This is a genomic window from Micromonospora sp. SL4-19, from assembly GCF_047921475.1.
Taxonomy (GTDB): domain Bacteria; phylum Actinomycetota; class Actinomycetes; order Mycobacteriales; family Micromonosporaceae; genus Micromonospora.
The window spans coordinates 19,212-42,529 of sequence record NZ_JBLROB010000010.1 but is presented as its reverse complement, the minus strand read 5'-3'; the positions used below and the strand labels follow the sequence as shown (position 1 = coordinate 42,529).

Below are 23,318 nucleotides of genomic sequence, written 5' to 3'. Positions count from 1 at the left end.
CGGTCACAACTGGTTGACCCAGCGGGGATTCGCCCCGGCCCACTCCGGCACGCGGGTGGCCCGCAGCGCATCGAAGAGGCCGCTGCCCCCGTTGTCCAGCACCACGTACGAAACCTCGTCGATGATCTGCGGATACGAGGGGACCTGCACTCCGCGTAGGGCGTCCGCCGGCAGCGACCGGAACGCGAGGAGCAGCTCGTCCAGCGGTATGCCGTTGGTGTCCACGGTCAGCGCGGCACCGGCGGCCCGGAGCACCTGGTCGAGCTTCACCGGGTCGTCGCGCAGGTGCGTCTCGCCGGCCTTGTCGAGCACCGCGCGGAGCATCTGCTGCTGGTGTCGCTGCCGGTCGTAGTCGCCGCCGGGCAGGTTGTAGCGCTGGCGGATGTAGTCCAGGGTCCGGGCGCCGTCCATCTGCTGGCAGCCGGGGGTGAACAGGGTCTTCGTGTGGATCGACTGGACCTCGGCGTCGACGCACATCCGGATGCCGCCGAGCAGGTCGATGACCTCCTTGAAGCCGGAGAAGTCGACCAGCGCGGCACCGTCGAAGCGTACCCCGGTGAGCTTGGTCAGGGTGGCGGAGAGCAGCCGGGTTCCGGCCTCACCGCCACCGCCGTGCTCGATTGCCGCGTTGATCTTGTCCCGGCCACCGCCGTACCCCGGTGCCGCCGGGATGGTGACCAGCAGGTCGCGCGGGATCGAGATCAGGTACGCCTGCCGCACGCCGGCCGGCACGTGCACGATCATGATGCTGTCCGAGCGCTCGTCCTCGGGGTGGGCGCCGGGCCGGTGGTCCGAGCCGACCAGTAGGTAGTTGAGCGCGTGGGACAGGTCGGTACGCGGTTGCCGGGCCGCCCGGTCGAGCAGTTGCTCCTTGGCCACCGTGCGGTCGTACCGGTGGGTGAGCCAGTGCATCCCCGCGAAGCCGAGGACGGCGAGCAAAACCAGGGCGAGGCCGGCACCGAGGAGGAACCGGGGCCAGCGGGCGGGTCGCCCCCGCCCGCGTCTGGTCCGTGCTGCCCTGATCGTGACACCCCTCCCGCAGCCGTGACGTGAGAGCCACTCACGTCAGGCTACGGTCCGGACACCCGGCGGTGCTGGCTTTCGCCGCTGTTGCCGCCAGGTCACGGTCACTTTCTGGTGGAGAGGACCTCCGGGTTCGCGATCACGAAGTCGTCGAGCTTGTCGTCCTTGACCGCCTTGAACATCTGCATGCTCAGGTCGTTGAGCGTTTCCCGGCCGTTGCCGTTGGAGGCGAAATTGCCACCGTTGGTGCGCAGGGTGATCAGGTCGTTGCCGGTGACGCCCTTGAGGGTGAACATGTAGTCCGCGATCGGCACGCCGCCGGTGTCCAGGACGAGGGCCTTGCCGGCCGCCTGGGTCAGCTTGTTCAGCTTGATCGGGTTGCTCAGCATGCCGTTCGCGGTGGCCTTCTTCGCCATCGCCTTGATCAGCTGCTGCTGGTTCTGCTGGCGGTCGTAGTCGCCGCGGGGCAGGCCGTAGCGCTGGCGGGCGAAGTCGAGGGCCTCCCAGCCCTCCATCTCCTTGCAGCCCTTCTCGTGCACCACCGGCTTCATCGGCTTGCCGGTCTTCTTGGCGTCCGCGTTCCACATCGGCTTACCGTCGACCATCTTCATGTGGTGCGAGGTGACCTCGTGGCTCACGCAGATCCGCACGGTGCCGAGGGCGTCGATGACGTTCTTGAAGCCGCCGAAGTTGATGATCGCGGCGCCGTCGAAGCTGATTCCGGTCATCTTCTTGATGGTCTTGGCCATCAACTGGGCGCCGCCCTCCCAGCCGCCACCGTTCTGCGCGCCGTGGAAGAAGGCCGCATTGATCTTGTCGGTGCCGTGCCCCGGGATCTCCGCCTCGGTGTCCCGGGGGATCGAGATGAGGTACGCCTGGTCGTGGCTGGCCGGGATGTGCAGGATGATGATGGTGTCCGAGCGGACGTCGTCGGCGGCCCAGCGCGCCCGGGCGTCGACGCCGAGCAGCAGCATGTCGATCGGGCCGTCGAGGTTCTTGCCGCCCTCGGCCTCGGTCTTGCCGGCGTCGCCGAGCAGGTTGCGCTCTTCGATGTTCTTGGTGGCCTGGCCGATCACCGCCTTGCTGCCGACGATCGCGACGCCGCTGGTCATCATCAGCACCGCGCCGAAGATCACCGTGAGTCGGGCCCAGAGGGGGTCCTTGCGCTTGGTCCGCTTCTTCGCCCCGCCGGCACCGCGACCGCCCGGGCCGGCCTGGGATGGAATTTTCGGCGGCACCCGCCCGGGTGCTCCGGGCTCCGGTGACTGAGGGCGACGGCTGGTCTGAACCGGCATGCGTGCTCCAGCTCTATGGTCGGGGGCGGGACAACTGTACGTACCAGGTCCCGTTCTCGCGACCCGTCCGCTGACCATTCCCGCACAACCCAGCGCTTGTCCTGACGAATTGACCGAACGGTCAATCAAGAGCAACTGGTCGGCGGTTGGCCAGCCGCGGGACGACCTTGACCGCCGACCAGGCGGGATGCTTCCGGGAGGGCGTCAGCCGCCGCTGCTTTTCGGCTGGTTGGCCTTCACCCAGTCGGCCATCGTGTCCGAGGCGATGGCCTGGTACATCGCCAGCGCCTTCTCCCGGTCGGACACCACCACCGACTGGCCGTCGACGTTCTGGCCGCCCAGGTTGGGGCTGGTGATGAAGGTCAGGTTCTCGCCGCGCAGGCTCCGAAACTCCAGGGCCATGTCGGTGAGCGAGAAGTCCTTGTCGACCGTGATCGCCTTGGTGACCGCCTTGAGAAAACTGTTCAACTTCCGGGGGTTGGTCAATGTGCCGGTGCTCGTCGCCTTGTCCATCAGCGCCTTGAGAAACTCCTGCTGGTGGCGCATCCGGGCGAAGTCTCCCTCGGGGAACTGGTAGCGCTGCCGCACCCAGTCGAGGGCCTCGGCGCCGTCCATGTGGTTCACCCCCTTGGTGAACTTCCGGTGCGGCTTGTGGATCGAGGTGATGGTGCGGTCCACCTTGAGGTCGACGCCGCCGAGCGCGTCGGTGACCTCCTTGAACCCGGCGAAGTCGATCGCCACGACATGGTCGATCCGGACGTCGGTGAAGCACTCCACGGTCTTCACCGCCAACGGCAGGCCACCGAACGCGAAGGCTGCGTTGATCTTGTTGCGCTGGCCGGAGTCGCACGGGGCACCGGCGTTCTGCGGGATCGGCACGTACAGGTCACGCGGAATGGAGACCAGGTAGGCCTCCTTGTGGTCGGCCGGGATGTGCATGACGATCAGCGTGTCCGCCCGCCACTTCCCGGCGGTGTCCATCGGGGCGTCCGGGTCGCGGGAGTCGGTTCCGGCCAGCAGGATGTTCAGCGCACCGTCGACCTTCTTGGCCGGCCGCCCGCCGGTGATCTCCGAGAAGGGGTCGGTTCGGGCCAGATCATCGTCGAGGTTACGGGCGTAGAACCACGCTCCCACGCCAACGAGCAGGGCGAGCACCAGCACCGCCACGCCGGCCACCAGGCCGATCCGCCCCCAGCGCGGGCGGGGACCACGCCGTCCGGGGCCACCGGCGCCGCCCGGTCCACCGGGGCCGCCAGGTCCGGTTGGTCCGCCCGGGCCGCCGGGGCGCGGCTCTCCGTCGTACGACGGGTACCGGCGGGCGTCGGTGACGCGGGCGCGCCCGGCGGTGCCCCGGCCGGGGCCGGGAACCTGGGCGCGGCCCGCGCTCCTCAGGTACGGGAGGGGAAAGCCGGCAGACGTGGTCGCTGACATAGAACCGAGGGTAGGTCGCTCGGACCAGTCCCACCCTCAGGCCGGACCGGATGTCAGGCTCCTTCCAGCCGGGTTCAGTACCCTAGCCGCTCGCGGAAGTACTCGATCGTGCGTCGCAGGCCGTCTTCGGGCGAAACGGCCGGCTCGTATCCGAGCCGCTCGCGGGCGAGCGTGAGGTCGGGGCGGCGCATCTCCGGGTCGTCGGCCGACCGGGTGATGAAGGCCACCTCGGACGGGCTTCCGGTGAGCGACACGATCGTCTCGGCCAGCTGCCGCATCGACATCTCGTGCTCGGTGCCGCAGTTGATCGGGCCGGTCTCGGTCGAGTCGAGCAGCAGCAGAATGCCCCGGACCAGGTCGTCGACGTAGCAGATCGAACGGGTCTGGTTGCCGGTGCCGTGCACCGTGATCGGCTCGCCGCGCAGGGCCTGGGAGATGAAGGTCGGGATGGCGCGGCCGTCGTCCGGGCGCATCCGCGGCCCGTACGTGTTGAAGATCCGGACGATCGCGGTGTCGGTGGCCCGGCTGCGGTGGTAGGCCATGGTGGCCGCCTCCGAGAAGCGCTTCGCCTCGTCGTAGACGCTCCGGATGCCGATCGGGTTGACGTTGCCCCAGTACGTCTCGCGCTGCGGGTGCTCCTTCGGGTCCCCGTACGCCTCGGACGTGGAGGCCATCAGGAACCGGGCGCCGTCGGCGGTGGCCCGCTCCAGCAGGTGCAGGGTGGCGACCGAGCCGACCCGCAGGATCTCCACCGGCAACTTCTCGAAGTCGGTGGGGCTGGCCGGAGATGCCATGTGCAGGATCGCGTCGAACCGGTCGGTCATGGCCGGGTGGTCGGTCGGCAGGCCCTCGGAGATGTCCGCCTCGATCAGCGTGAAGGTCGGCTTCTCCAGCAGGTGGGAGATGTTGTCCTTGGTGCCGGTGATGAAGTTGTCCAGCACCACGACCGTGCAGCCACGTTCGATGAGCCGGTCGACCAGGTGTGATGGCACGAAGCCGGCGCCGCCGGTGACGAGGATGCGGTGCCCGGGGCCGAAACGAGGAGCAACGTTCATACCGGCAAGCCTACTCAAGCGGATGGGCCGGAGCTGTCGTCGGCTCCGGCCCACCGCCACCGCATGATCAGTGGGCGCCCGCGCCGGTGAGCGCGCGCACCTCCAGTTCGGCGTACTTCTCCTCGTCGTGCTCCTTCGACAGCAGGGTGCCGATCCAGCCGCAGAGGAAGCCGATCGGGATCGAGATGATGCCCGGGTTCGACAGCGGGAACCAGTGCCAGTCGTGCTCGGGGAACATGGCCGTCGGCGCCCCGGAGACGACCGGGGAGAAGAAGACCAGCACCACGGCGGCGAGCAGGCCGCCGTAGATCGCCCAGACCGCGCCCGAGGTGTTGAACCGCTTCCAGAACAGGCTGTAGAGGATCGCCGGCAGGTTGCCCGAGGCGGCCACCGCGAAGGCCAGCGCCACCAGGAACGCGACGTTCAGGCTTTGCGCGAAGATCGACAGTACGATGGCGACCGCGCCGATCACCAGGGCGGAGATCCGGGCGACGCCCACCTCCTGCCGCTCCGACGCCTGCCCGTTCTTGATCACGTTGTTGTAGAAGTCGTGCGCCAGGCTGGACGACGAGGCCAGGGTCAACCCGGCGACCACCGCCAGGATGGTGGCGAAGGCGACCGCCGCGATGATCGCCAGCAGTGTCGCGCCGCCCAGGCTGCCGCCGAGGAAGTCCTTGCCGAGCGCCTCGGCGAGCAGTGGCGCGGCAATGTTGCCGGCCTTGTCCTGCTCCGTGATGGCCTTCCCGCCGACCAACGCCGCCGCACCGAAGCCGAGGGCGAGGGTGAGCAGGTAGAACAGCCCGATGATGCCGATCGCCCAGAGCACGCTCTTGCGGGCCGTCTTCGCGGTCGGCACGGTGTAGAAGCGGATCAGGATGTGCGGCAGGCCGGCCGTGCCGAGCACCAGGGCGATGCCGAGCGAGAGCAGGTCCATCTTGCTGTAGAAGGTCTTCAACGCGTCGCCGGGTGTCTCCACGCCGTAGCGGAGCCCGGGTTCGAGGAAGGCGGCCCCCTTGCCGGAGGCGTGCGCCGCGTCGCCGAGCAGCGACGACAGGTTGAACTCGTACTTCGCCAGCACCAACAGAGTCATCACGATGGCGCCGCTCATGAGCAGGAACGCCTTGACGATCTGCACGTAGGTGGTGCCCTTCATGCCGCCCACGGTGACGTAGATGATCATCAGGGCGCCGACCAGGATGATGGTGGCGACCTTCGCGGTGTCGGCGTCCATGCCGAGGAAGGTGGTGCCCGGCTTGATGCCGAGCAGCAGGGCGACCAGCGCGCCCGCACCGACCATCTGGGCCAGCAGGTAGAAGATCGACACGGTGATCGTGGAGACCGCCGCCGCGGTCCGGACCGGACGCTGGCGCATCCGGAACGCCAGCACGTCGGCCATCGTGTACCGGCCGGAGTTGCGCAGCAGTTCGGCGACGAGCAGCAGCGCGACCAGCCAGGCGACCAGGAAGCCGATCGAATAGAGGAAGCCGTCGTAGCCGTACAGGGCGATGATGCCGGCGATGCCGAGGAAGGACGCGGCCGACATGTAGTCGCCGCCGATCGCCATGCCGTTCTGGAAGCCGGAGAAGGACCGGCCGCCGGCGTAGAAGTCGGTGGCGGTCTTGGTCTGCCGGCTGGCCCAGACGGTGATGGCGAGCGTGATCGCCACGAAGACCAGGAAGAGGGTGATGGTGAGGTTACGGGCGGTGGTGCTGTGCGGATCAGCCGCGAGGACGATGCTCATCGGTCATCTCCCTCGAGCTCGGCGCGGATCCGGTCGGCGACCGGGTCGATCCGCCGGTCGGCGAACCGGGCGTAGAGCCAGGCGATGAGGAACGTCGAGACGAACTGGAGCAGGCCGAAGACCAGGGCGACGTTGATGTTCCCGACGAGCTTTGTGCCCATGAAGCCCCGCGCGTACGCGGAGAGGATGACGTAGAGCGCGTACCACAGGAAGAACGCGACGGTCATCGGGAAGACGAAGCCGCGCAGCGCGCGCCGCAACCCGGCGAACTCGTCCGACCGCTGTACGGCGAGATACCGCTCCGCGGCGGATTCGGCCGGCGCGGACGCGGGTGTGTCCGTGGACATCTGTGGATCACCACCTTCGCAGTCGTGGGGGAGTTTCGCGCACGGTAAAGAGCGCGCTCCCCGCCCGGGAAGGTGCAGATCGACCTCGGTCACCCCCTGCGCCGAGCGGTCGCCCTCCTGCGCCGAGTGACCCAGGTCACTCCGGTCACCGGCTGTCCAGTTCGTGATACCGACCGCGGTAATGGAGGAGGGGGGCGGTCTCCTCGGCCAGCTCGACCGCCTCGATGGTGGCCTCGACCAGCAGGCCCCAGCCGTACTCCCGGGCGGCGTCGAGCCGGCAGCCGGCCCACCCGCCCGCGTCCGACGGGACCGGCCCGTACGGGGTGTCGGTCCATGAACCGATGGCGAAGAGGCCACCGGGGGACGGGAAGATGCCGGCGAAGCGGTCGGCGAGCTGCCGGTGCGGCGGGCCCAGCGGCGCGACCGCGAACCGCCCCGCCTCCTCGACGGCCGCCCACAGGTCCGACTCCGGGTCGATCAGCCCGAGCAGCCGGTCCGGCTCCCCCTCGGCGACCAGGGTGGACGAGACGGTCAGCCCCGCCGGTCCGGGCGCCGCCCAGAGCGTGACCGGGGCGGCCAGCCGACCCCGCAGTCGGCGTACCGGCGACCGCTGCCCGGTCGGCACGGCGAACGGGTCGGTGTGGTGGATCTCGGCGCCCGGCTCATGATTCACGTGAAACATTGTGCCGCCCGGGGCTCGCGCCCAGCCGAGGAAGCGCCCGCACCGCTCCCCGGGCCGTCCTGCTGCCTGGTGCTCTCATTCAGCGGCGGGGTGTGACGGCCTCCAGCAGTTCCGGCTGGCGGCGGTCCAGCACGTCCCCGGCCAGGTAGGTGCCGAGCAGCGCGGCGCCCAGCCCGTATGCCAGGCCGACCGGCAGGGCCAGCCAGAGCCAGACGTCCCCGAGCAGCGCCGCGGCGACCACCATCGGCACCGCCGCGGTCGCCGAGGCGACCATGGACAGCAGGGAGAGCAGGCTCTTCGCCACCCCGGCGCCGGTGTTCATGGCGAACGGGTTGCTCGTCTCCGGCAGCGAGTACGCGCCGAGCACCGAGATGAAGGCGTTGATCGCCAACCCGGTGCCGTACGAGGCGAGCAGCGCGCCGGCCATCACCCCCAGCCACTCGGGGTGTCGCAGCACCGCGGCGAGGATGACCGCGACCGCGGCGAGCAGCGGCAGCACGTAGATCGAGAACGCGGTCATCCGGGCGCGCAGCTCCAACCGCCCCGGTACGCCCGCGACCACGTTGGCCGCGTACGCGCTGCCGTCGAAGCCGAACTGGTTGGCCAGGGTGAGCGACGCGAGCACCCCGACGAAGATCAGCGAGAGGCTGACCAGCACCGGCGACGGGTCACCACTGAGGGAAAAGCCCTCCTTGCCGTCGGCGTTGAAGCCGGAGCCACCCAGGTTGACCATCACCGGCACGAAGATCCCGACCACCGCGATGGTGATCAGGTTGGCCCTCCGACGGGCGTCCCGCCACCAGTAGCGGCCCTCCCGGGCCACCAGCGCGCCGAAGCGATCCTGCCGCGCCCAGCCGACCGCCCAGGGGAAGAGCTGGGCGATCGCCCCGCCGGCCGCCCTGCCGGCCGCCCCGCGCCGGTTCCGGGCCGGGCCGGCGCTCGCCGCACCCACCATTGCCGACTCCAGCGAGCGCGACCACCAGAACATCAGTGCTCCGATGGCCAGCACGGTGATCAGCAGCTTGAGTACGCCGGCCCAGGCCCGACCCTCGGCCACATCGATCCCGGCGGTCCACGGCGCGCCGAACGGAGTCCAGCCGACGACCCGGGCGGCGCCGGTCAGCCGGTCCCAGTCGGCCTGGCGGACGGCGGCGAGCACCGCGATCTGCAACGGCCCGAGCAGGGCGGCGAGCACCGCGAGCAGCACGGCTGCCAGGTCGCGTACCCGGCGGGAGCGGAGCATGGTGGCGAAGGCGCTGGTCACCGCGCGGGCGGCGGCCACGCAGAGCAGCAGCCCGGCGACCACCCCGACGGCTGCGACCAGCGCGGCCGGCCAGCCGCCCAGCACACCGGCCGTGACGACCAGCCCGGTGACCGCAATCAGCGTCGCCAGCACCGGGACGCTGACCAGGGCGGCGGCGTACAGGCCGGTGACCAGGGTGCGGCGGGAGAGCGGGAGCAGCGCGAAGCGGGCCGGGTCCAGGGTCTCGTCCACGCCGAAGAAGACCAGCGGCATCAGCAGCCAGCCCAGCACCAGCACGCCCCCGCCGAAGGCCGCGACCATGAGCGCGTACCGGGGCTGGTCGGCCAGGCCGGGCGCGGCCAGGCCGACGAAGCCGCCGGACGCGAACCAGAGCCCGACCACGACGCCCACCACGAAGAGCGCGATGCGCCACCGCTGTCCACGGAAGTTGTTGCCCAGCACCCGCAGCTTGAGTCGGACGAAGTGCCGGGCGGAGACCCTCCGGGCCGGCCGCTCGGACGCGGTCACCGGGACAGCCACGACAGCTCCTCGCCGGTCGCGGTCCGCCCGCCGACCACCTCGACGAAGACCTCCTCCAGGGACCGGTCGCCGCGTACCTGCTCGAGCGTGCCGACCTGCTTGATCCGTCCGTCGGCGAGGATCGCCACGTGGGAGCAGATCCGCTCGACCACCTCCATGACGTGGCTGGAGAAGACGACCGTGCCGCCACCGAGGACGTACCGGTGCAGGATGTCGCGGATCAGCGCCGCCGAGACCGGGTCGACCGCCTCGAACGGCTCGTCGAGCACCAGCAGCCGGGGGCCGTGCAGCAGTGCGCAGGCCAGGCCGATCTTCTTCTTCATGCCCGCCGAGTAGTCGACCACCAGGGTGCGGCCGGCGTCGGTCAACGCCAGCACGTCCAGCAGCTCCGCCGCGCGCTGGTCGACCACCGCCGGGTCCATGCCGCGCAGCAGGCCGTGGTAGGCCAGCAGCTCCGCCCCGCTGAGCCGGTCGAAGAGCCGTACGCCGTCCGGCATCACGCCGAGCAGGCCCTTGGCGTGCACCGGGTCGGTCCAGACGTCGTGTCCGAGCACCCGGGCCTGCCCGGCGTCGGGCCGCAGCAGGCCGACGGCCATCGACAGGGTGGTGGTCTTGCCGGCTCCGTTCGGGCCGAGCAGCCCGTAGAACGAGCCGGTCGGCACGTCCAGGTCGACCCCAGCGACCGCGACCTTGGTGTCGAACCGCTTGGCCAGGCCACGGAGGGACAGCGCGGGATACTCATCGGTCATGCATCAGACCGTATCTCTCCGTCGCTGATGATCTCTCCCGCCCTGGGACGACCTCGGCCTCCTACCCGAGCAGGAGGCGCGGCCGCTCACAGCCGCAGCGCCTCCGGCGCATGCAGGCGGAGCATCGTCACCCCGACGTCGGTGGGCAGGCGACGCCGGGTGGCCATCGACACCGCCACCATCACCGTGAACGCCAGCGGCACCGTCCAGGCGGCCGGCTGGGCGGTCAACGTGGCCGGCCAGCCGGTCAGCGGCGGGCCCAGCACCGTGAGCAGCACCGCACCGATCGCGGCGCCGCCGCCGACCAGCACCCCGGCCGCGGCGCCCAGGTCGGTCAGGCCGCGCCACCAGATGCCCAGCACCAGCAGCGGGCAGAAGCTCGACGCGGCCACCGCGAAGGCCAGCCCGACCACCTCGGAGACGTCCAGCCCGGAGACGTTCAGCGCGAGCACCGCCGGCACCCCGCCGGCGAGCACCGTGGCCAGCCGGAAGCCGCGTACGGAGCCGCGGCCGAACACGTCGGTGGAGATCACTCCGGCCACGCTGGTGAGCAGGCCGGACGAGGTGGACAGGAACGCGGCGAACGCCCCGGCGGCGACCAGCGCGGCGAGCAGCCGGCCGGTCGCGCCGTCGCCGAGCGCCGCCTCGGGCAGCAGCACCACCACCGCGTCGGTCTGGCCGGTGACCAGCAGTTGCGGGGTGTAGATCCGGCCCAGCACGCCGTAGATGGTGGGCAGCAGGTAGAAGACGCCGACCAGGGCGAGCACCACCAGGGTGGTGCGGCGGGCGGCGGCCCCGTCCGGGTTGGTGTAGAAGCGGACCAGCACGTGCGGCAGCCCCATGGTGCCGAGGAAGGTGGCCAGGATCAGCGAGTACGTCGCGAACAGCCCTCGATCGTCGTCCTCGGCGGTGTCCGGCAGCAGCCAGTCCGTGGCGCCGATGGCCGTGCCGGAGACCTCCGGCACCGGGTCGCCGGCGGCGAACTCGATGTGGTCGCCGGGGCGTACCTCCCGGACGTCCCCGTCGGCGAAGGTGAGCCTCGCGCGGTGCTCGACCACGACGGTGGTCGCGGTCCGGAACGCCGGCCCGTCGGGCGGGGTCACCGCAGGGCGGGCGTCGGCCTGCCACTGCAACGCCAGGAAGATCGCCGGTACGGCCAGTGCGGTCAGCTTCAGCCAGTACTGGAACGCCTGGACGAAGGTGATCGCCCGCATCCCACCCAGCGCCACGTTCCCGGTCACCACCACGGCGACCAGCAGCGCCCCCACCGGGTACGGCGAGCCGGCGAGGGTGGCCAGGGTCAGCCCGGCACCCTGGAGCTGCGGCACCAGATAGAGCCAGCCGATGAAGATCACGAAGACCGTGGCCAGTTTCCGCAGCCGCCGCGAACCGAGCCGCACCTCGCAGAAGTCCGGCAGGGTGAACGCCCCGGAGCGGCGCAGCGGGGCGGCCACGAAGAGCAGCAGCGCCAGGTAGCCGGCGGCGAAGCCGACCGGGTACCAGAGCACGTCCACGCCGTACTTGAGGATCAGGCCGGCCACGCCCAGGAAGCTGGCCGCCGACAGGTACTCCCCGCCGATCGCGGCGGCGTTCCAGGTCGGGCTGACCGTCCGGGAGGCGACCAGGAAGTCGGAGGTGGTCCGGGCCAGCCGCAGCCCGTAGAAGCCGATCCCGACCGTGACCAGCGTGACCGCCACGATCGCCGGGACGACGTACGCGTTGTTCACCTCAGTGCTCCGGCCGGTGGACCAGGTCGGTGAAGTCCTGCTCGTTCCGCTCCGCCAGCCGCACGTACGCCCAGCCGACGGCGATCAGGAACGGGAAGGCGGCCACCCCGAGCAGGAGCCACGGCAGGTTGACCCCGAGTACGGTGACCCGACCGACCGAGGGTGCGATCGCGAAGAGCCAGGGCAGGCCGCCGAGCCCGATCAGCACCAGCAGGCTCAGCCGCAGCGCCAGCGCGAGTTGGGCCCGTACCAGCCCCTGGACCAGCGCCTCGCCGACCCGGGTCTGCTGGGTCAGTTCGGAGCGGGTGCGGTCCGCCCGGCTGCCCGCGCGGGACACCTCGGCCAGCACGATCCGGGTACGCCGGCGCGACTCGGCCACGCGCGGGGCCGGCACCGGAGCGGCCTCGGCCGGCCGCCCCGGAACGCCCCGCTCATCCGCTCCGGTCATCCCCGGCAGTCTCGCCTGATCACCGTAAATGTCAAGGGTGCCGGTACGGGCACCCCGTGGCGTCCGCCTCGACCCGACCGAGCACGGCGCGGGCCTGTGCCCGGCCCACGTTCGCGGCCCGCCAGCCGTCCTCGGGGAGCTGCGCGGCGATCTCCCGCAGCGCGCAGGAGCGCATCGGCTCCGGCAGCCGGTCCAGCGCCGGTACGGCGTCCGCCGAGAGCCGGGACAGGTACTCCACGTCCAGCCGGTCGATCCGCTGCCAGCGGTCGACGTTCCGGTCGGCGATCAGCCGGTCCGGATTGACCACGGCGAGACCGAGCAGGGCGACCACCCCGGCGCCCAGCACCAGCCGGGGCAGCCAGGCGCCCCGCAGCCGCACCGTGGCCACCCCGACCAGCACGAAGAGCAGGCCCAGCCAGAGCTCCACGGTCGCCACCACCAGGCGCAGCCGGGTCACCCCGTAGGCGTCGGTGTAGACCCGCATCCGGTAGAGCGCCGAGGCCACGACCACCAGGCTCAGCACGGTCAGCCCGCCGATCAGCACCCGGATCAGCGCCCGGTCCGCCCCCGTGCCCCGGGGCGCCCAGCGCATCGCCCCGGCGATCACCAGCAGGGTCAGCGCGGAGACCGCGAGCAGCTGCCAGAATCCGCCGCGGGCGTATTCGGCGTAGGTCAGTCCGGCCGTACCCAGCACGTGGTCCGAGCCGCCGAAGAGCACGGTGAGCTGCACCAGCACGAAGGCGGCGAAGAGCACGTCGAGCAGGGCCAGCGGCAGCACCCATTCCAGCCGCCGGACCGCCCGGGCCGGCCCGGTGCGCAGCTCCAGGTCGGGCGGCGCCGCCAGCAGGTACGCCCCACCGAGCAGCACCGCGCCCACCAGCAGCAGGCGGAGGAGCCAACCGGACACGCCCACCGTGGAGACGTCGGGCAGCGCGTCGGCCACCAGGCCGGCGAAGACCGCGTCGGCCGAGGAGAAGAGCAGCCCGAACAGGAGCAGCAGCACGGCGGTGACCCCGAGGCTGACCAGACTCCGGCCCACGCTCGGGCCGTCCGGCCGGGTCCGGGGCCGGGGCAGCCCCCGGACCGCCCAGGGCAGCGCCCGCACGCCGGCGATCGGTGGCAGCACCCCGGCCGTCAGCAGGCCCAGCGGCGTACGCCCGCCCGCCACGGCGAGCGAGGCGGTGCCGACGGCGGCGAGGAGGCAGAGCGCGAAGAGCCAGCCGGCGGCGCGTACCGTGCCGACCCCGACCAGGGCGACGGTGGCGACCGCCCAGGCCAGCCGCGCCGCCCGGCCCGACGCCCCCGTGGCGCCGGGACGGGCGACCGCGCCGGCCCCCGCGGTGGTGCCGCTCTCATCGGGTACGCCGACCTGCGGCGACCCGGCCGTGCCGAGGGCGGTGGCCCCGGCGACGGTGGCGACCAGCCAGCCCAGCCCGGGCCGGTCCATCGGCACCACGGAGGCGCTCACCCCGGCGGCCACTGCCACCGCACCGAGCACCACCGGCCGGGCGGCTCCCGTGGCTCCCGGCCAGCGCCGCTCCCACACGGACGGCTGCGCTGCCGGCCGGGCGACGGACTGCGGGGCGAGCTGGGAGTGCGGGCCCGCTGGGCGGGGCAGCGCCGGCCGGGGATCGACGGGCGGTCGCGGTGGGGGTGCGGTGGTCATGCGGCCTCTCCTCGGGCGGATTCGGTATGCGGCAGGGTGACCTCGATGCGGCAGCCGGCGCGGGCACCGGGCGCGGCGGGGTGCGGGTCGGCGACACGGATGGTTCCGCCGTGCATTTCGATCACCCAGTGGGCGATGGCCAGGCCGAGCCCGGTGCCACCGCCGGCGGTCCGCTCGCCCCGGGTGAAGCGTTCGAACACCCGGGACCGTTCGGCCGGCGGGATGCCCTCACCCTCGTCGCTCACCTCGACGTGCAGCTGGCCGGCCCGCTCTTCGGCGGCGACCAGCACCGTCCCGCCGGGCGGGCTGTGCCGGGCGGCGTTGTCGAGCAGGTTGGCGAAGACCTGGTGCAGCCGCCACGGGTCGGCGTGCACGGTCAGCGGGGCGGGCAGCGGCCGGAGTCGGAAGCGGACGTCCCGGCCCGTCCCGGCGGCGGTGGCGGCGGCCTGTTCCACCGCCTCGTCGAGGAAGTCGGCGACGTCGATCCGGACCCGCCGCAGCGGGACCACACCGGCGTCCAGCCGGGACAGGTCGAGCAGGTCGGCGACCAGGTGCCCGAGGCGCTCGGTCTGGGTGAGCGCGGCGCGCAGCGCCGCCGGCTCCGGGGTGGCCACCCCGTCGACCAGGTTCTCCAGCACGCCCTGCAGCGCGCTGATCGGCGTACGCAGCTCGTGCGAGACGTTCGCGATCAGCTCGCGCCGGCGCTGGTCGGCGACGGCCAGGTCGGCGGCCATCTTGTTGAACGCGTGGGCCAGCTCGCCCACCTCGTCGCGGGAGGTGGCCCGGACCCGACGGGTGTAGTCGCCCCGGGCCATCGCCCCGGCCGCGGCGGTCATCTCCCTCAGCGGCGAGGTCATGCCGTGCGCCAGCACCTGTGCGGTCAGCAGGGCGATGGCGATCGCGGTGATCGCGGTGCCCGGCGGCAGCCAGCCGATGCCCCACCAGAAGTAGCCGACGGCGACCGCCCAGGAGGCGACCAGCAGGACGCCGAGCTTCACCTTGATCGAGCGGACCGGGTCCAGCGGGCGGGGCAGCACCCGGTTCAGCCAGTCCACCAACCGGGCAGTCACGCCGGGACCTCCAGCGCGTAACCGACGCCGTGCACCGTCCGGATCAGGTCCGCGCCGAGCTTGCGGCGGAGCGCCTTGATGTGGCTGTCGACCGTACGGGTGCCGGAGCCGTCGGCCCAGCCCCAGACGTCGGCGAGGAGCCGTTCCCGGGGCAGCACCGTACGGGGCCGGGCGGCCAGGTGCACCAGCAGGTCGAACTCGGTGGGTGTGAGGTGCACCTCGACACCGTCCTTGACCACCCGCCGCTCGTCCGGGCTGATCTCGATGTCGCCCAGCTGCAGGGTGGCCGGACCGGTGTTGGCAGCGCGTTCCACCCGGCGCAGCAGCACGTGCACCCGCGCCGCCAGCTCCCGCATCGAGAACGGCTTGGTCAGGTAGTCGTCGGCGCCGACGGCAAGCCCGATCAGCAGGTCCGTCTCGTCGTCCCGGGCGGTGAGCATCAACACCGGCACCGGACGGTCGGCCTGGATCCGCCGGCACACCTCCAGCCCGTCGAAGCCGGGCAGCATCACGTCGAGGACGACGAGGTCGTGCTGACCGGCCCGGAACTTCTCGACGGCGCTCGGGCCGTCGCCGGCGATGTCGACGGTGAAGCCCTCCGCCCGCAGGCGGGCGGCGACCGATTCGGCGATGGTCCGTTCGTCCTCGACCACCAGTACCCGGCGTTCCCTCATGACGTCCGACTCTAGGAAGCGGCCGTGGAGATCAGTGGCTCGCCTTGTGAACAACCTGTGGAGAACGCGTCACTCCTGTGGATAACCCGGTGGATGAGCGGGGGCTCGTTGTGGACGACGGGTGGGGATGTCAGGGTGGCCCAGGTCGGGATGCCGGCGCCGAGGCGACCTTCCCGCTCGCGTTCGCGGTGGCCGACATCTTCTGACCGATTCCCGGAACCTTTCTCTCTACCCGTGAGTGGAAGTGGTGGAGAGGGGAGGTGACGGTGTCGGACGAACTGATCTCCGAGGTGTACGCCGCCTGCTACCGCCGGCTGGTCGTCCAGTTGTACGCGGTGACCGGCGACCTGAACGAGGCGCAGGAGGCCGTCCAGGAGGCGTTCACCCGCGCGGTGGGCGCTCCGCGCCGCTTCGCTGGCCTGGACAACCCGGAGGCCTGGCTGCGTCGGGTAGCGCTGAACGTCGCACGCAGCCGGCACCGCCGCCGCCGGCTGCTGGACACCCTGCTGCGGCGCATCGGTCCGCCGCCCGCCGTCGCCGACCGGTCACCCGAGCACCTCGCCCTGCTGGCCGCGCTGCGCGACCTGCCCGCGGGGCAGCGCCACGCGTTGGCCCTGCACTACCTGGTCGACCTGCCGGTGGACGAGGTCGCGGCGACGCTAGGAGTCTCGGCCGGCACGGTCAAGTCCCGACTCTCCCGCGGGCGGCAGGCCCTGGCCGCGCTGCTCGCCGACACCGACACCGCCGACACGTGCAGCACCGGGAGGATCGATGTCCGATCGTGAGTTCACCGGCTTCGAGGTCGACACGGTCGCCGACGCCGTCCGGCAGCCACCCCTGGACGACCTGTGGACGGCCGCCTACGCCCGCCGTCGACGCCGTGCCGGTGGGGTGGCCCTGGCCCTCGTCATCGCCTTCGCCAGCATGGCGGCCCTGCCCCTGGCCGCCCGCACCCGCGGCGTCGAGTGGGCCGGCCCAGACCAGCCTCGGGTGAGGCAGGACCGGGGCGGCCAGCTCTTCATCACCGGCCCAGAGTCGGGCGTCCTCGTGCAACAGCGAGACGACGCCTGCGGCCTGCTGCTCTTCACCCACACCGAGGACGGCGGGCGGAACTGGACCGACTTCGACGCGGCCCGCTACGACAGCACCCGCTGCGGCAAGGACGCTGAGGGAAACCCGTTCGCCTCCGCTGACTTCACGGTGCTCGGGCAGCGCTCCTACCTGGTTCGCGACGGCGACCGGCTCCGGCTCTCGACCGACTACGGCCGCACCTGGCGGGACGCCGAACGGTCTATGGTGGCGGTCGTCGCCTTTCCCGAGAAGGCCCAGCCGGTCTTCTGCCAGAGGAACTGCGGCGCGCTGCGCGAGCCGGTGGCCGTGGACCCGTCGACGGGGACGGTGTACCGGCTCAACGGTAGGGCACCGGTGCCGTATCCGCCGTCCAGCATCTACCCGGCTGCCGACGGGACGATCTGGGTCACCTACTGGCCGGGGGAACCGAACGTCATGGTGGTCGCGCGCAGCACCGACCGAGGGGCCACCTGGGACACCTGGCGGCCGGCCGCCGGAACGGACGTGATCGCGGTGACAGGGGTCAGCGACCGGGAGGCGTACCTGTTGATCGCATCTCCACCGGTGCCCGGTGTTCAGCCGATGCGGGCCGAGGGCACGTCGCAGCTGCTGCGTACCACGGACGGTGGGCGGACCTGGGCGGACGTCGACACGGACCTGCCCGCCTCGTTGGAGGACAGGTCTCTCGTCGTCGGCTCGGACGGCTCGCTGCTGCTTGCCGAGTCGGGGCACATGCAGATGACGTCGAGCATGTCGAAAACCCTGGTCAGCCGGGACGCCGGGCGGCACTTCACCACGGCACTCGAGTACGACCGGCTGGACGGCTCGGCCGGCGGTGCCCCCGGGTATGTGTGGCTCTACGGCCGGGACGACATGACGGTTCTGGGCGCGGACCACGTGCAGCTCACCACGGACGGCAAGGACTGGACGCGGTTCCGCCTCCCGGACTGACGCCGGGCAGGAGCGTTCAGGCCGGGCCGGCCGGGGCTCGACCCCGGCCGGCCCGGCGACGGTCACTCCAGCCCCACCCGGACGGGGTGGGCGGTGGCGGATCCGAGCCAGGTGTGCGGGTTGCCGTACCAGCACCAGCCGAGCTTCGGCGCGCCCTGGCTGATCCAGAGCGCCGGCACCCGCTTGTCGCCGCAGCGGGAGCCGACCAGGGAGAAGCACCGGTTGCTCGCCAGCGCGGCCGGGAAGTGGGTGATGAACGCGATCCCCTCGTCGATGGTGAGCGGGAGCCGGCCCTGCGCGGTCATCCCCTCCATGGCCGCAGCCGGCGGCAGGTTGCGGAACTCCTCGCCCCGGTCCACGTCGAAGAGCAGGTACGCCGGCCCGGCCGGCACCTCCAGCTCCTTGATCGGGTCGAACTTCGGCAGGTCGTCGAGGGGAAAGTTCCGGTCCAGGAAGCCAGGCTTGCGCTTGCCGGCGAGCGTGGTGAGTGCCAGCCGCTCCGGCACCGACACCAGATCACGGGTGACCACCAGCAGGAACGGCACACGGGCCTCGGTTGGTGCGGCCAGTCCGTCCGCGCCCGCCGCGGCCCGGTCCCGCAGCGGGGCGACCAGATCGCGGAAGTCCTCCTCGGAGCGCCCGGCGAGGGCCGGGTAGCCCAGGCGGACCAGCCCGTCGACCTGACGGTCGAACTCGGATACGGGGTCGAATGTGATCACGGCGACCTCCCGTTGTCGTAAGCCGTACCGTACAGCGTACGCCGAAGTCGCGACGCGACCGGACGAGGGCGATTCAGCGGTTCCAGTCCTGTTTCGCCGCCCGGACCAGCTTGTCCTTCAGCTCACGGGTGTGCCGGCGGCTGACCGGCAGCTCCGTACCGTCGATCACCACCACATAGCCGGAGTTGACCAGCCGCAGCTCGGCGATCAGCTTGAGCTGCACCAGGTACGACCGGTGGATTCGCACGAAACCCGCGTCCGCCCACCGCTCGGCCAGGGTGGCCAGCGAGACCCGGACCAGGTGCGATCCGTCCGCGGCGTGCAGCCGGGCGTAGTCCCCCTGTGCCTCGACCCACCGCACCGCCGAGCGGGGCAGCATCCGGGTCGTGCCGGCAAGCTCGATCGGGATCGTCGGGTCCTCCTCTGCCCGGGCCAGCGCCGCCGGATGCGAGGGCACCACCCGGGAGCTGATCACCCGCCGCAGCGACTCGGCCAGCCGCTCGGCCCGCACCGGCTTGCGTACGTAGTCCGTCGCGCCCAGGTCGAAGGCGTCCACCGCGCCGTCGTCGTACGCGGTGACGAAGACGATCGCCGGCGGCCGGGCGAACCGCCGCAGCACCCGGGCCAGCTCCATGCCGTCCAGCCCGGGCATCCGGATGTCCAGGAAGACCACGTCCACGTCGCCGTCGCGGAGCACCCGCAGCGCCTCGGTCGCGTCGCCCGCCGTGTGCAGCCGGGCCACCCGGGGGTCGGCCCGCAGGTGATACGCCAGCTCGTCCAACGCCGGTGGCTCGTCGTCCACCGCCAGCACCCTGAGGAAACCCGATGCGTTCACAGCGCTGCCCCCGTCGTTCGCTCGCTGCGCTCACTCACGAAGCCGATGCGGTCGGTTCGCTCGCTGCGCTCGCTCACGAGTGGACCCGCACGCCGGGGTGAAACTTCGGCACCCGCATGCTCACCTTCGTACCGGAGCCCAGGCCGGTCTCGACGACCAGGCCGAACCGGTCCCCGAAGACCGACCGGAGCCGCTCGTCGACGTTCGAGAGGCCGACGTGCTGCCCCGGGTCGTCGGTCGGGTCGCTGCCGGCGCCCGCCAGCTCGGCGATCCCGGCGGCCAGCGTCGTCGGATCCATCCCCACTCCGTCGTCCTCCACCGTGATGTGGCACTCGGCGCCCGCGTCCCGGGCCTCGATGCTCACCATGCCGGTGCCCGGCTTGCGCGACAACCCGTGCCGGACCGCGTTCTCCACGAGCGGCTGGAGGCAGAGGAACGGCAGGGTCACCGGCAGCACCTCCGGGGCGATCTGCAGCCGGACCTGGAGTCGCTCGCCGAACCGGGCCCGCTCGATGGTCAGATACCGGTCGATCGACCGCAGCTCCTCGGCGAGCGTGGTGAACTCGCCGTGCGCCCGGAACGAGTAGCGGGTGAACTCGGCGAACTCCAGGATCAGCTCCCGGGCCCGCTCCGGGTCGGTCCGGACGAACGAGCCGATCGCGGTCAGCGCGTTGTAGATGAAGTGCGGGCTGATCTGGGCGCGCAGGGCGCGTACCTCGGCCCGGGCCAGGCGCTCCCGGGACGAGTCCAGCTCGGCGAGGGCGAGCTGGTCGCCGGCCCAGTGCGCGGTCTCCAGCGTCGCCTGCACCAGCCCCGGGGCGGGCTGCTCGTCGGCGACCGCCACCAGCGCCCCGACCACCCGGCCGTCCGCGCTCAGCGGCGCCACCACCGCGCCCCGCACCGGGCAGTCCACCAGGTCGCAGCGCAGCTCCGACTCGCGCAGCACCGTCGACCGGCCGGTGCCGACCGCCCGCCGGGCCGCCGCGAGCAGCTGGTTGCCGTGGTGCGCGCCTCGGCCGTCGAGGGCGAGCAGGGCCTCCCGGTCGGTCAGGGCCAGGCCGGCCGCGCCGACCAGGGCCCGCAGATGGCGTACGGCCTTCGCCGCGCCTGCCGGGTTCAGCCCGGCCCGCAGCGGCTCGGCGGCCAGCCCGGCGGTGTGCAGCACCTCGTAGGTGGCCCGCTGGGTGGCCGTGGCGATGCCCCGCCGGGCGCGCAGCCGCAACACCGCCCAGAGTGCCGCGGCGAGCGCGGTGCCGAGCGAGACGACGCCGAAGAAAGCGGACAGGTTGCCACCCACGGCCCAGATCCTGGCGGGGCAACCGCGGTTTCGCCAGCCCCCGAGGGGTCAGTACGCGCCCTTGCGGGCCAGCACCACCCCGACGGTCCGCCACAGGATGCTCAGGTCGTACGCCAACGACCAGTTGTCGACGTAGTAGAGGTCGAGCCGCACCGCCTCGTCCCAGGAGAGGTCGGAGCGGCCGGAGACCTGCCACAGCCCGGTGATGCCCGGCCGGACCAGCAGCCGGCGGCGGACGTCGCCGAGGAAGTCGCCGTCGTCGGCGGGCAGCGGGCGCGGCCCGACCAGCGACATCTCCCCCCAGAGCACGTTGATCAGCTGGGGCAGCTCGTCCAGCGAGGAGGCGCGCAGGAACCGGCCCACCGGGAAGACCCGCGGGTCCTGCTTCATCTTGAACAGCATGCCGTCGGTCTCGTTCTGGTCGACCAGGCTGGCCAGCCGCTCCTCGGCGTCGACGTACATGGTGCGGAACTTCCAGACCCGGAAGGTCCGCCCCTCGTGGCCGACCCGAGGCTGTCGGAAGAAGACCGGCCCGGGGTCGGAGATCCGGATGGCGACCGCGATCGCGACGAAGAGCGGGATCAGCAGGAGCAGGCCCAGCCCGGCGGCGACCCGGTCCATCAGGTTCTTGACCAGCAGCGCCGGACCCGACAGGGTCGGCTCCTCGACGTGCAGCAGCGGCAGGCCCTCGATGGGGCGGATGTGCACCCGGGGGCCGGCGATGTCGGTGAGCTGGGGGGCGACCACCAGGTCGACGCCGGAGCCCTCGAGCTGCCAGGCCAGCCGGCGTAGTTCGCCCGGCTCGGCGCTGGCCGAGCCGCAGACCGCGATCGTGTCCCCGCCCACCTCACGGACCAGGGCGAGCACGTCCCGGCCGGCGTAGACCGGCACCGGGGTCTCGATGCCGCGGGCGGCGGCGTAGCCGTCGGTCAGGTGGATGGCGACCGGCACCAGGCCGACGCCGGGGTTACGGGTGACCGCGGTGTAGACCTCCAGGCACTCCGGCAGCGTGCCGACGAGCACCATCCGGTGACCGGCGTGCCCGGCCCGCTGCCGGACCACGCGCAGCAGGAACCGGGCCACCATCCGGCCGAGCAGGATCAGCAGCATCGCCCCGAGCAGCGCGAAGCCGACCGTCCACCGGGAGAGCGAGTAGGTCTTCGTCGCGAAGGCGATGAAGGAGACGGTGGCGGCGACCGCCACGCCGGCCCGGATCACCCGCTTGAACTCGTCCGGGCCGAGGCCGAGATAGCGCCGGTCGTAGGCCCGGTTGCCCCACAGGATGATCAACCAGCCGAGCGGCAGCAGCACGAACGCGACCGTGTAGAACCACGACTGGGGCGCGTGCCTGAAGCCGGAGGAGGCCTGCTCGAAGATCTGGATGGCCAGGAAGCTGGCCAGAGCCGCGGCCCCGAAGTCGAGCAGGAGCAGGATCGCGATGTAGGGGCGGTGCCAGCGGGACACCCGGCGGCGGGCGCGGGCCCACGCCGACCGGGGTACGCCGTTGTGCGACGGCGGAGTCGGCGGCTGGATCTCGAAGCTGTCGACGTGCCGCACGCTCTTGCTCCGGCCTGTGTTGGTTACCGGGCGCTGGAGGCTTGTCGTCACCTCAACCCATGTCCTCCCGCATGACGCGCGCCCTCACTCGCCGTGAGGGCCCGGGTCGCCCACCGTCCCAGTCTCCCACGCGGGAACGTTCGCGACAGGCCGCCCAGGGGAGGAACCCGTCCGTTGGTCTCGCGGGGATCTGGCCGGCTCCGTGTCGGTTGTGAAGCCGGGGACCGAGCCACTATACCGATGGATGACGCCCCCGGTAGAGGTGCGGAGCGTGACCTTCGGCGATCCGAGGTCCATTCCTCTCCGTAATCGCCGAGTGTGATTACTCACCGTACGAGCCTGGACAACCGTCGGTCAGCGAGGGGCTTGCCGCCGGTCTGGCAGGTGGGGCAGTACTGGAGGCTGGAGTCGGCGAACGAGACCTCCCGCACGGCGTCGCCACAGACCGGACACGGCAGCCCGGTCCGGGCGTGCACCTTGAGGCCGGAGCGTTTCTCCGCCTTCAGCTCGGCGGCCCGCTGCCCCATCGAGCGGCGGACCGCGTCGCCGAGCACCGTCCGGGTGGCCGCGTGCAGCACGGCGAGCTGGTCGTCGGTGAGCCGGTCGGTGATCGCGAACGGGGACAGCTTCGCCGCGTGCAGGATCTCGTCCGAGTAGGCGTTACCGACCCCGGCCAGCACCGCCTGGTCGGTCAGCACCCCCTTGACCTGTCCCCGCCGGCTGCGCATCCGCCCGGCGAAGGTGGCCAGGTCGGCGTCGAGCGCGTCCGGGCCGAGCTTCGCCACCCCGGGCACCAGCGCCGGGTCGGTCACCAGGTACGCGGCGAGCTTCTTCTGCGTGCCGGCCTCGGTCAGGTCGAAGCCGGAGCCGTCGTCGAGGCGTACCCGGAGGGCGATCGGGCCCTTGCCGGGACGCAGCGGGGCGGCCGACGGGAACGCCTCCCGGTAGTGCAGCCAGCCCGCCCGGGCCAGGTGGACCACCAGATGCAGGCCGCCGTCGAACCGGACGTCCAGGAACTTGCCGTGCCGGCCCGCGCCGACCACCGCCCGGCCCGACACCGCGCTCGGCGGCGGGTCGTACGTCTTCAGGGCGCTGATCGCGGCGACCTCGACCCGCTCGACGCGCCGGCCCACCGCCCGCTCGCGCAGGTAGCCGGCGAGCGCTTCCACCTCCGGTAGTTCGGGCACGGTACAACGG

At 72.0% G+C, this 23,318-nt stretch carries 19 protein-coding genes and 2 pseudogenes; 2 read left to right on the top strand and 19 right to left on the bottom strand.

The features are described from left to right. Positions 1-3 precede the first annotated feature (3 nt). From ACNAVT_RS15535 to ACNAVT_RS15470, 14 genes and pseudogenes are all read right to left on the bottom strand, one after another. Complete coding sequence (locus tag ACNAVT_RS15535; RefSeq protein ID WP_416296858.1) at positions 4-912, bottom strand: LCP family protein; 909 nt, start codon at positions 910-912, stop codon at positions 4-6. A gap of 215 nt (positions 913-1,127) precedes the next feature. Continuing rightward, a complete protein-coding gene (locus ACNAVT_RS15530) occupies positions 1,128-2,318 on the bottom strand; it encodes an LCP family protein (protein ID WP_416296855.1) in 1,191 nt (396 codons plus the stop codon). A gap of 204 nt (positions 2,319-2,522) precedes the next feature. Then, a complete protein-coding gene (locus ACNAVT_RS15525; protein WP_416296853.1) occupies positions 2,523-3,749 on the bottom strand; it encodes an LCP family protein in 1,227 nt (408 codons plus the stop codon). Between the two features lie 74 nt (positions 3,750-3,823). Further along, positions 3,824-4,804 (bottom strand): NAD-dependent epimerase/dehydratase family protein, encoded by a 981-nt coding sequence (locus ACNAVT_RS15520; RefSeq protein WP_416296851.1) that lies wholly within the window; start codon positions 4,802-4,804, stop codon positions 3,824-3,826. A gap of 67 nt (positions 4,805-4,871) precedes the next feature. Next, positions 4,872-6,545 carry a cation acetate symporter gene (locus ACNAVT_RS15515; protein WP_416296850.1) on the bottom strand — a complete coding sequence of 558 codons (1,674 nt, stop codon included), beginning with the start codon at positions 6,543-6,545 and terminating at the stop codon, positions 4,872-4,874. After that, positions 6,523-6,892: pseudogene (locus ACNAVT_RS15510) on the bottom strand (DUF485 domain-containing protein). Before ACNAVT_RS15510 ends, ACNAVT_RS15515 begins: the two are co-directional and overlap by 23 nt. A 145-nt stretch (positions 6,893-7,037) precedes the next feature. Continuing rightward, a pseudogene (locus tag ACNAVT_RS15505) lies at positions 7,038-7,610 on the bottom strand (flavin reductase family protein); the annotation flags it as partial. A gap of 43 nt (positions 7,611-7,653) precedes the next feature. Continuing rightward, on the bottom strand, positions 7,654-9,357 hold the full coding sequence (locus ACNAVT_RS15500) for an ABC transporter permease (protein ID WP_416296848.1): 1,704 nt from the start codon (positions 9,355-9,357) through the stop codon (positions 7,654-7,656). Further along, positions 9,342-10,106, bottom strand: a complete 765-nt coding sequence (locus ACNAVT_RS15495; RefSeq protein WP_416296846.1) for an ABC transporter ATP-binding protein — start codon at positions 10,104-10,106, stop codon at positions 9,342-9,344. The genes ACNAVT_RS15500 and ACNAVT_RS15495 overlap by 16 nt, the downstream gene beginning before the upstream one ends. 86 nt (positions 10,107-10,192) lie before the next feature. Then, a complete protein-coding gene (locus ACNAVT_RS15490; protein ID WP_416296844.1) occupies positions 10,193-11,833 on the bottom strand; it encodes a cation acetate symporter in 1,641 nt (546 codons plus the stop codon). 1 nt (position 11,834) lies between these two features. After that, positions 11,835-12,281 (bottom strand): hypothetical protein, encoded by a 447-nt coding sequence (locus ACNAVT_RS15485; protein ID WP_416296842.1) that lies wholly within the window; start codon positions 12,279-12,281, stop codon positions 11,835-11,837. Positions 12,282-12,312: 31 nt separating this feature from the next. Next, entirely contained in the window at positions 12,313-13,947 is a 1,635-nt protein-coding gene (locus ACNAVT_RS15480; RefSeq protein ID WP_416296840.1) for a DUF4153 domain-containing protein, read from the bottom strand. Further along, the gene (locus ACNAVT_RS15475; protein WP_416296838.1) at positions 13,944-15,017 is read right to left on the bottom strand and encodes an ATP-binding protein; all 1,074 of its coding nucleotides are present in this window, start codon (positions 15,015-15,017) and stop codon (positions 13,944-13,946) included. The genes ACNAVT_RS15480 and ACNAVT_RS15475 overlap by 4 nt, the downstream gene beginning before the upstream one ends. Then, the gene (locus ACNAVT_RS15470; RefSeq protein WP_416296836.1) at positions 15,014-15,691 is read right to left on the bottom strand and encodes a response regulator transcription factor; all 678 of its coding nucleotides are present in this window, start codon (positions 15,689-15,691) and stop codon (positions 15,014-15,016) included. The genes ACNAVT_RS15475 and ACNAVT_RS15470 overlap by 4 nt, the downstream gene beginning before the upstream one ends. Positions 15,692-15,957: 266 nt before the next feature. On the opposite strand from ACNAVT_RS15470, the gene ACNAVT_RS15465 reads away from it, so the two are divergent. Together ACNAVT_RS15465 and ACNAVT_RS15460 are read left to right on the top strand one after the other, a co-directional pair. After that, a complete protein-coding gene (locus tag ACNAVT_RS15465) occupies positions 15,958-16,476 on the top strand; it encodes an RNA polymerase sigma factor (RefSeq protein ID WP_416296834.1) in 519 nt (172 codons plus the stop codon). After that, on the top strand, positions 16,463-17,713 hold the full coding sequence (locus ACNAVT_RS15460) for a WD40/YVTN/BNR-like repeat-containing protein (RefSeq protein ID WP_416296833.1): 1,251 nt from the start codon (positions 16,463-16,465) through the stop codon (positions 17,711-17,713). The genes ACNAVT_RS15465 and ACNAVT_RS15460 overlap by 14 nt, the downstream gene beginning before the upstream one ends. A 62-nt stretch (positions 17,714-17,775) precedes the next feature. Here the strand turns inward: ACNAVT_RS15460 and ACNAVT_RS15455 are convergent, their stop codons facing one another. The 5 genes from ACNAVT_RS15455 to ACNAVT_RS15435 form a co-directional block, all read right to left on the bottom strand. Continuing rightward, positions 17,776-18,432 carry a DUF5701 family protein gene (locus ACNAVT_RS15455; RefSeq protein ID WP_416296831.1) on the bottom strand — a complete coding sequence of 219 codons (657 nt, stop codon included), beginning with the start codon at positions 18,430-18,432 and terminating at the stop codon, positions 17,776-17,778. Between the two features lie 73 nt (positions 18,433-18,505). After that, positions 18,506-19,267, bottom strand: a complete 762-nt coding sequence (locus ACNAVT_RS15450; RefSeq protein ID WP_416296829.1) for a LytR/AlgR family response regulator transcription factor — start codon at positions 19,265-19,267, stop codon at positions 18,506-18,508. Positions 19,268-19,340: 73 nt separating this feature from the next. Beyond that, positions 19,341-20,564, bottom strand: a complete 1,224-nt coding sequence (locus ACNAVT_RS15445; protein WP_416296827.1) for a sensor histidine kinase — start codon at positions 20,562-20,564, stop codon at positions 19,341-19,343. Between the two features lie 48 nt (positions 20,565-20,612). Continuing rightward, positions 20,613-22,121 (bottom strand): sugar transferase, encoded by a 1,509-nt coding sequence (locus tag ACNAVT_RS15440; RefSeq protein ID WP_416296825.1) that lies wholly within the window; start codon positions 22,119-22,121, stop codon positions 20,613-20,615. Between the two features lie 326 nt (positions 22,122-22,447). Beyond that, positions 22,448-23,308, bottom strand: coding sequence for an Fpg/Nei family DNA glycosylase (locus tag ACNAVT_RS15435; RefSeq protein ID WP_416296823.1), 861 nt, complete (start codon positions 23,306-23,308; stop codon positions 22,448-22,450). Positions 23,309-23,318: the final 10 nt, after the last annotated feature.

Bases quoted from the DNA above. Each gene is read 5' to 3' on its own strand.
- ACNAVT_RS15535 (WP_416296858.1), bottom strand. From the start codon at position 912: ATGCACTGGCTCACCCACCGGTACGACCGCACGGTGGCCAAGGAGCAA.
- ACNAVT_RS15530 (WP_416296855.1), bottom strand. From the start codon at position 2,318: ATGCCGGTTCAGACCAGCCGTCGCCCTCAGTCACCGGAGCCCGGAGCA.
- ACNAVT_RS15525 (WP_416296853.1), bottom strand. From the start codon at position 3,749: ATGTCAGCGACCACGTCTGCCGGCTTTCCCCTCCCGTACCTGAGGAGC.
- ACNAVT_RS15520 (WP_416296851.1), bottom strand. From the start codon at position 4,804: ATGAACGTTGCTCCTCGTTTCGGCCCCGGGCACCGCATCCTCGTCACC.
- ACNAVT_RS15515 (WP_416296850.1), bottom strand. From the start codon at position 6,545: ATGAGCATCGTCCTCGCGGCTGATCCGCACAGCACCACCGCCCGTAAC.
- ACNAVT_RS15495 (WP_416296846.1), bottom strand. From the start codon at position 10,106: ATGACCGATGAGTATCCCGCGCTGTCCCTCCGTGGCCTGGCCAAGCGG.
- ACNAVT_RS15485 (WP_416296842.1), bottom strand. From the start codon at position 12,281: ATGACCGGAGCGGATGAGCGGGGCGTTCCGGGGCGGCCGGCCGAGGCC.
- ACNAVT_RS15480 (WP_416296840.1), bottom strand. From the start codon at position 13,947: ATGACCACCGCACCCCCACCGCGACCGCCCGTCGATCCCCGGCCGGCG.
- ACNAVT_RS15470 (WP_416296836.1), bottom strand. From the start codon at position 15,691: ATGAGGGAACGCCGGGTACTGGTGGTCGAGGACGAACGGACCATCGCC.
- ACNAVT_RS15460 (WP_416296833.1), top strand. From the start codon at position 16,463: ATGTCCGATCGTGAGTTCACCGGCTTCGAGGTCGACACGGTCGCCGAC.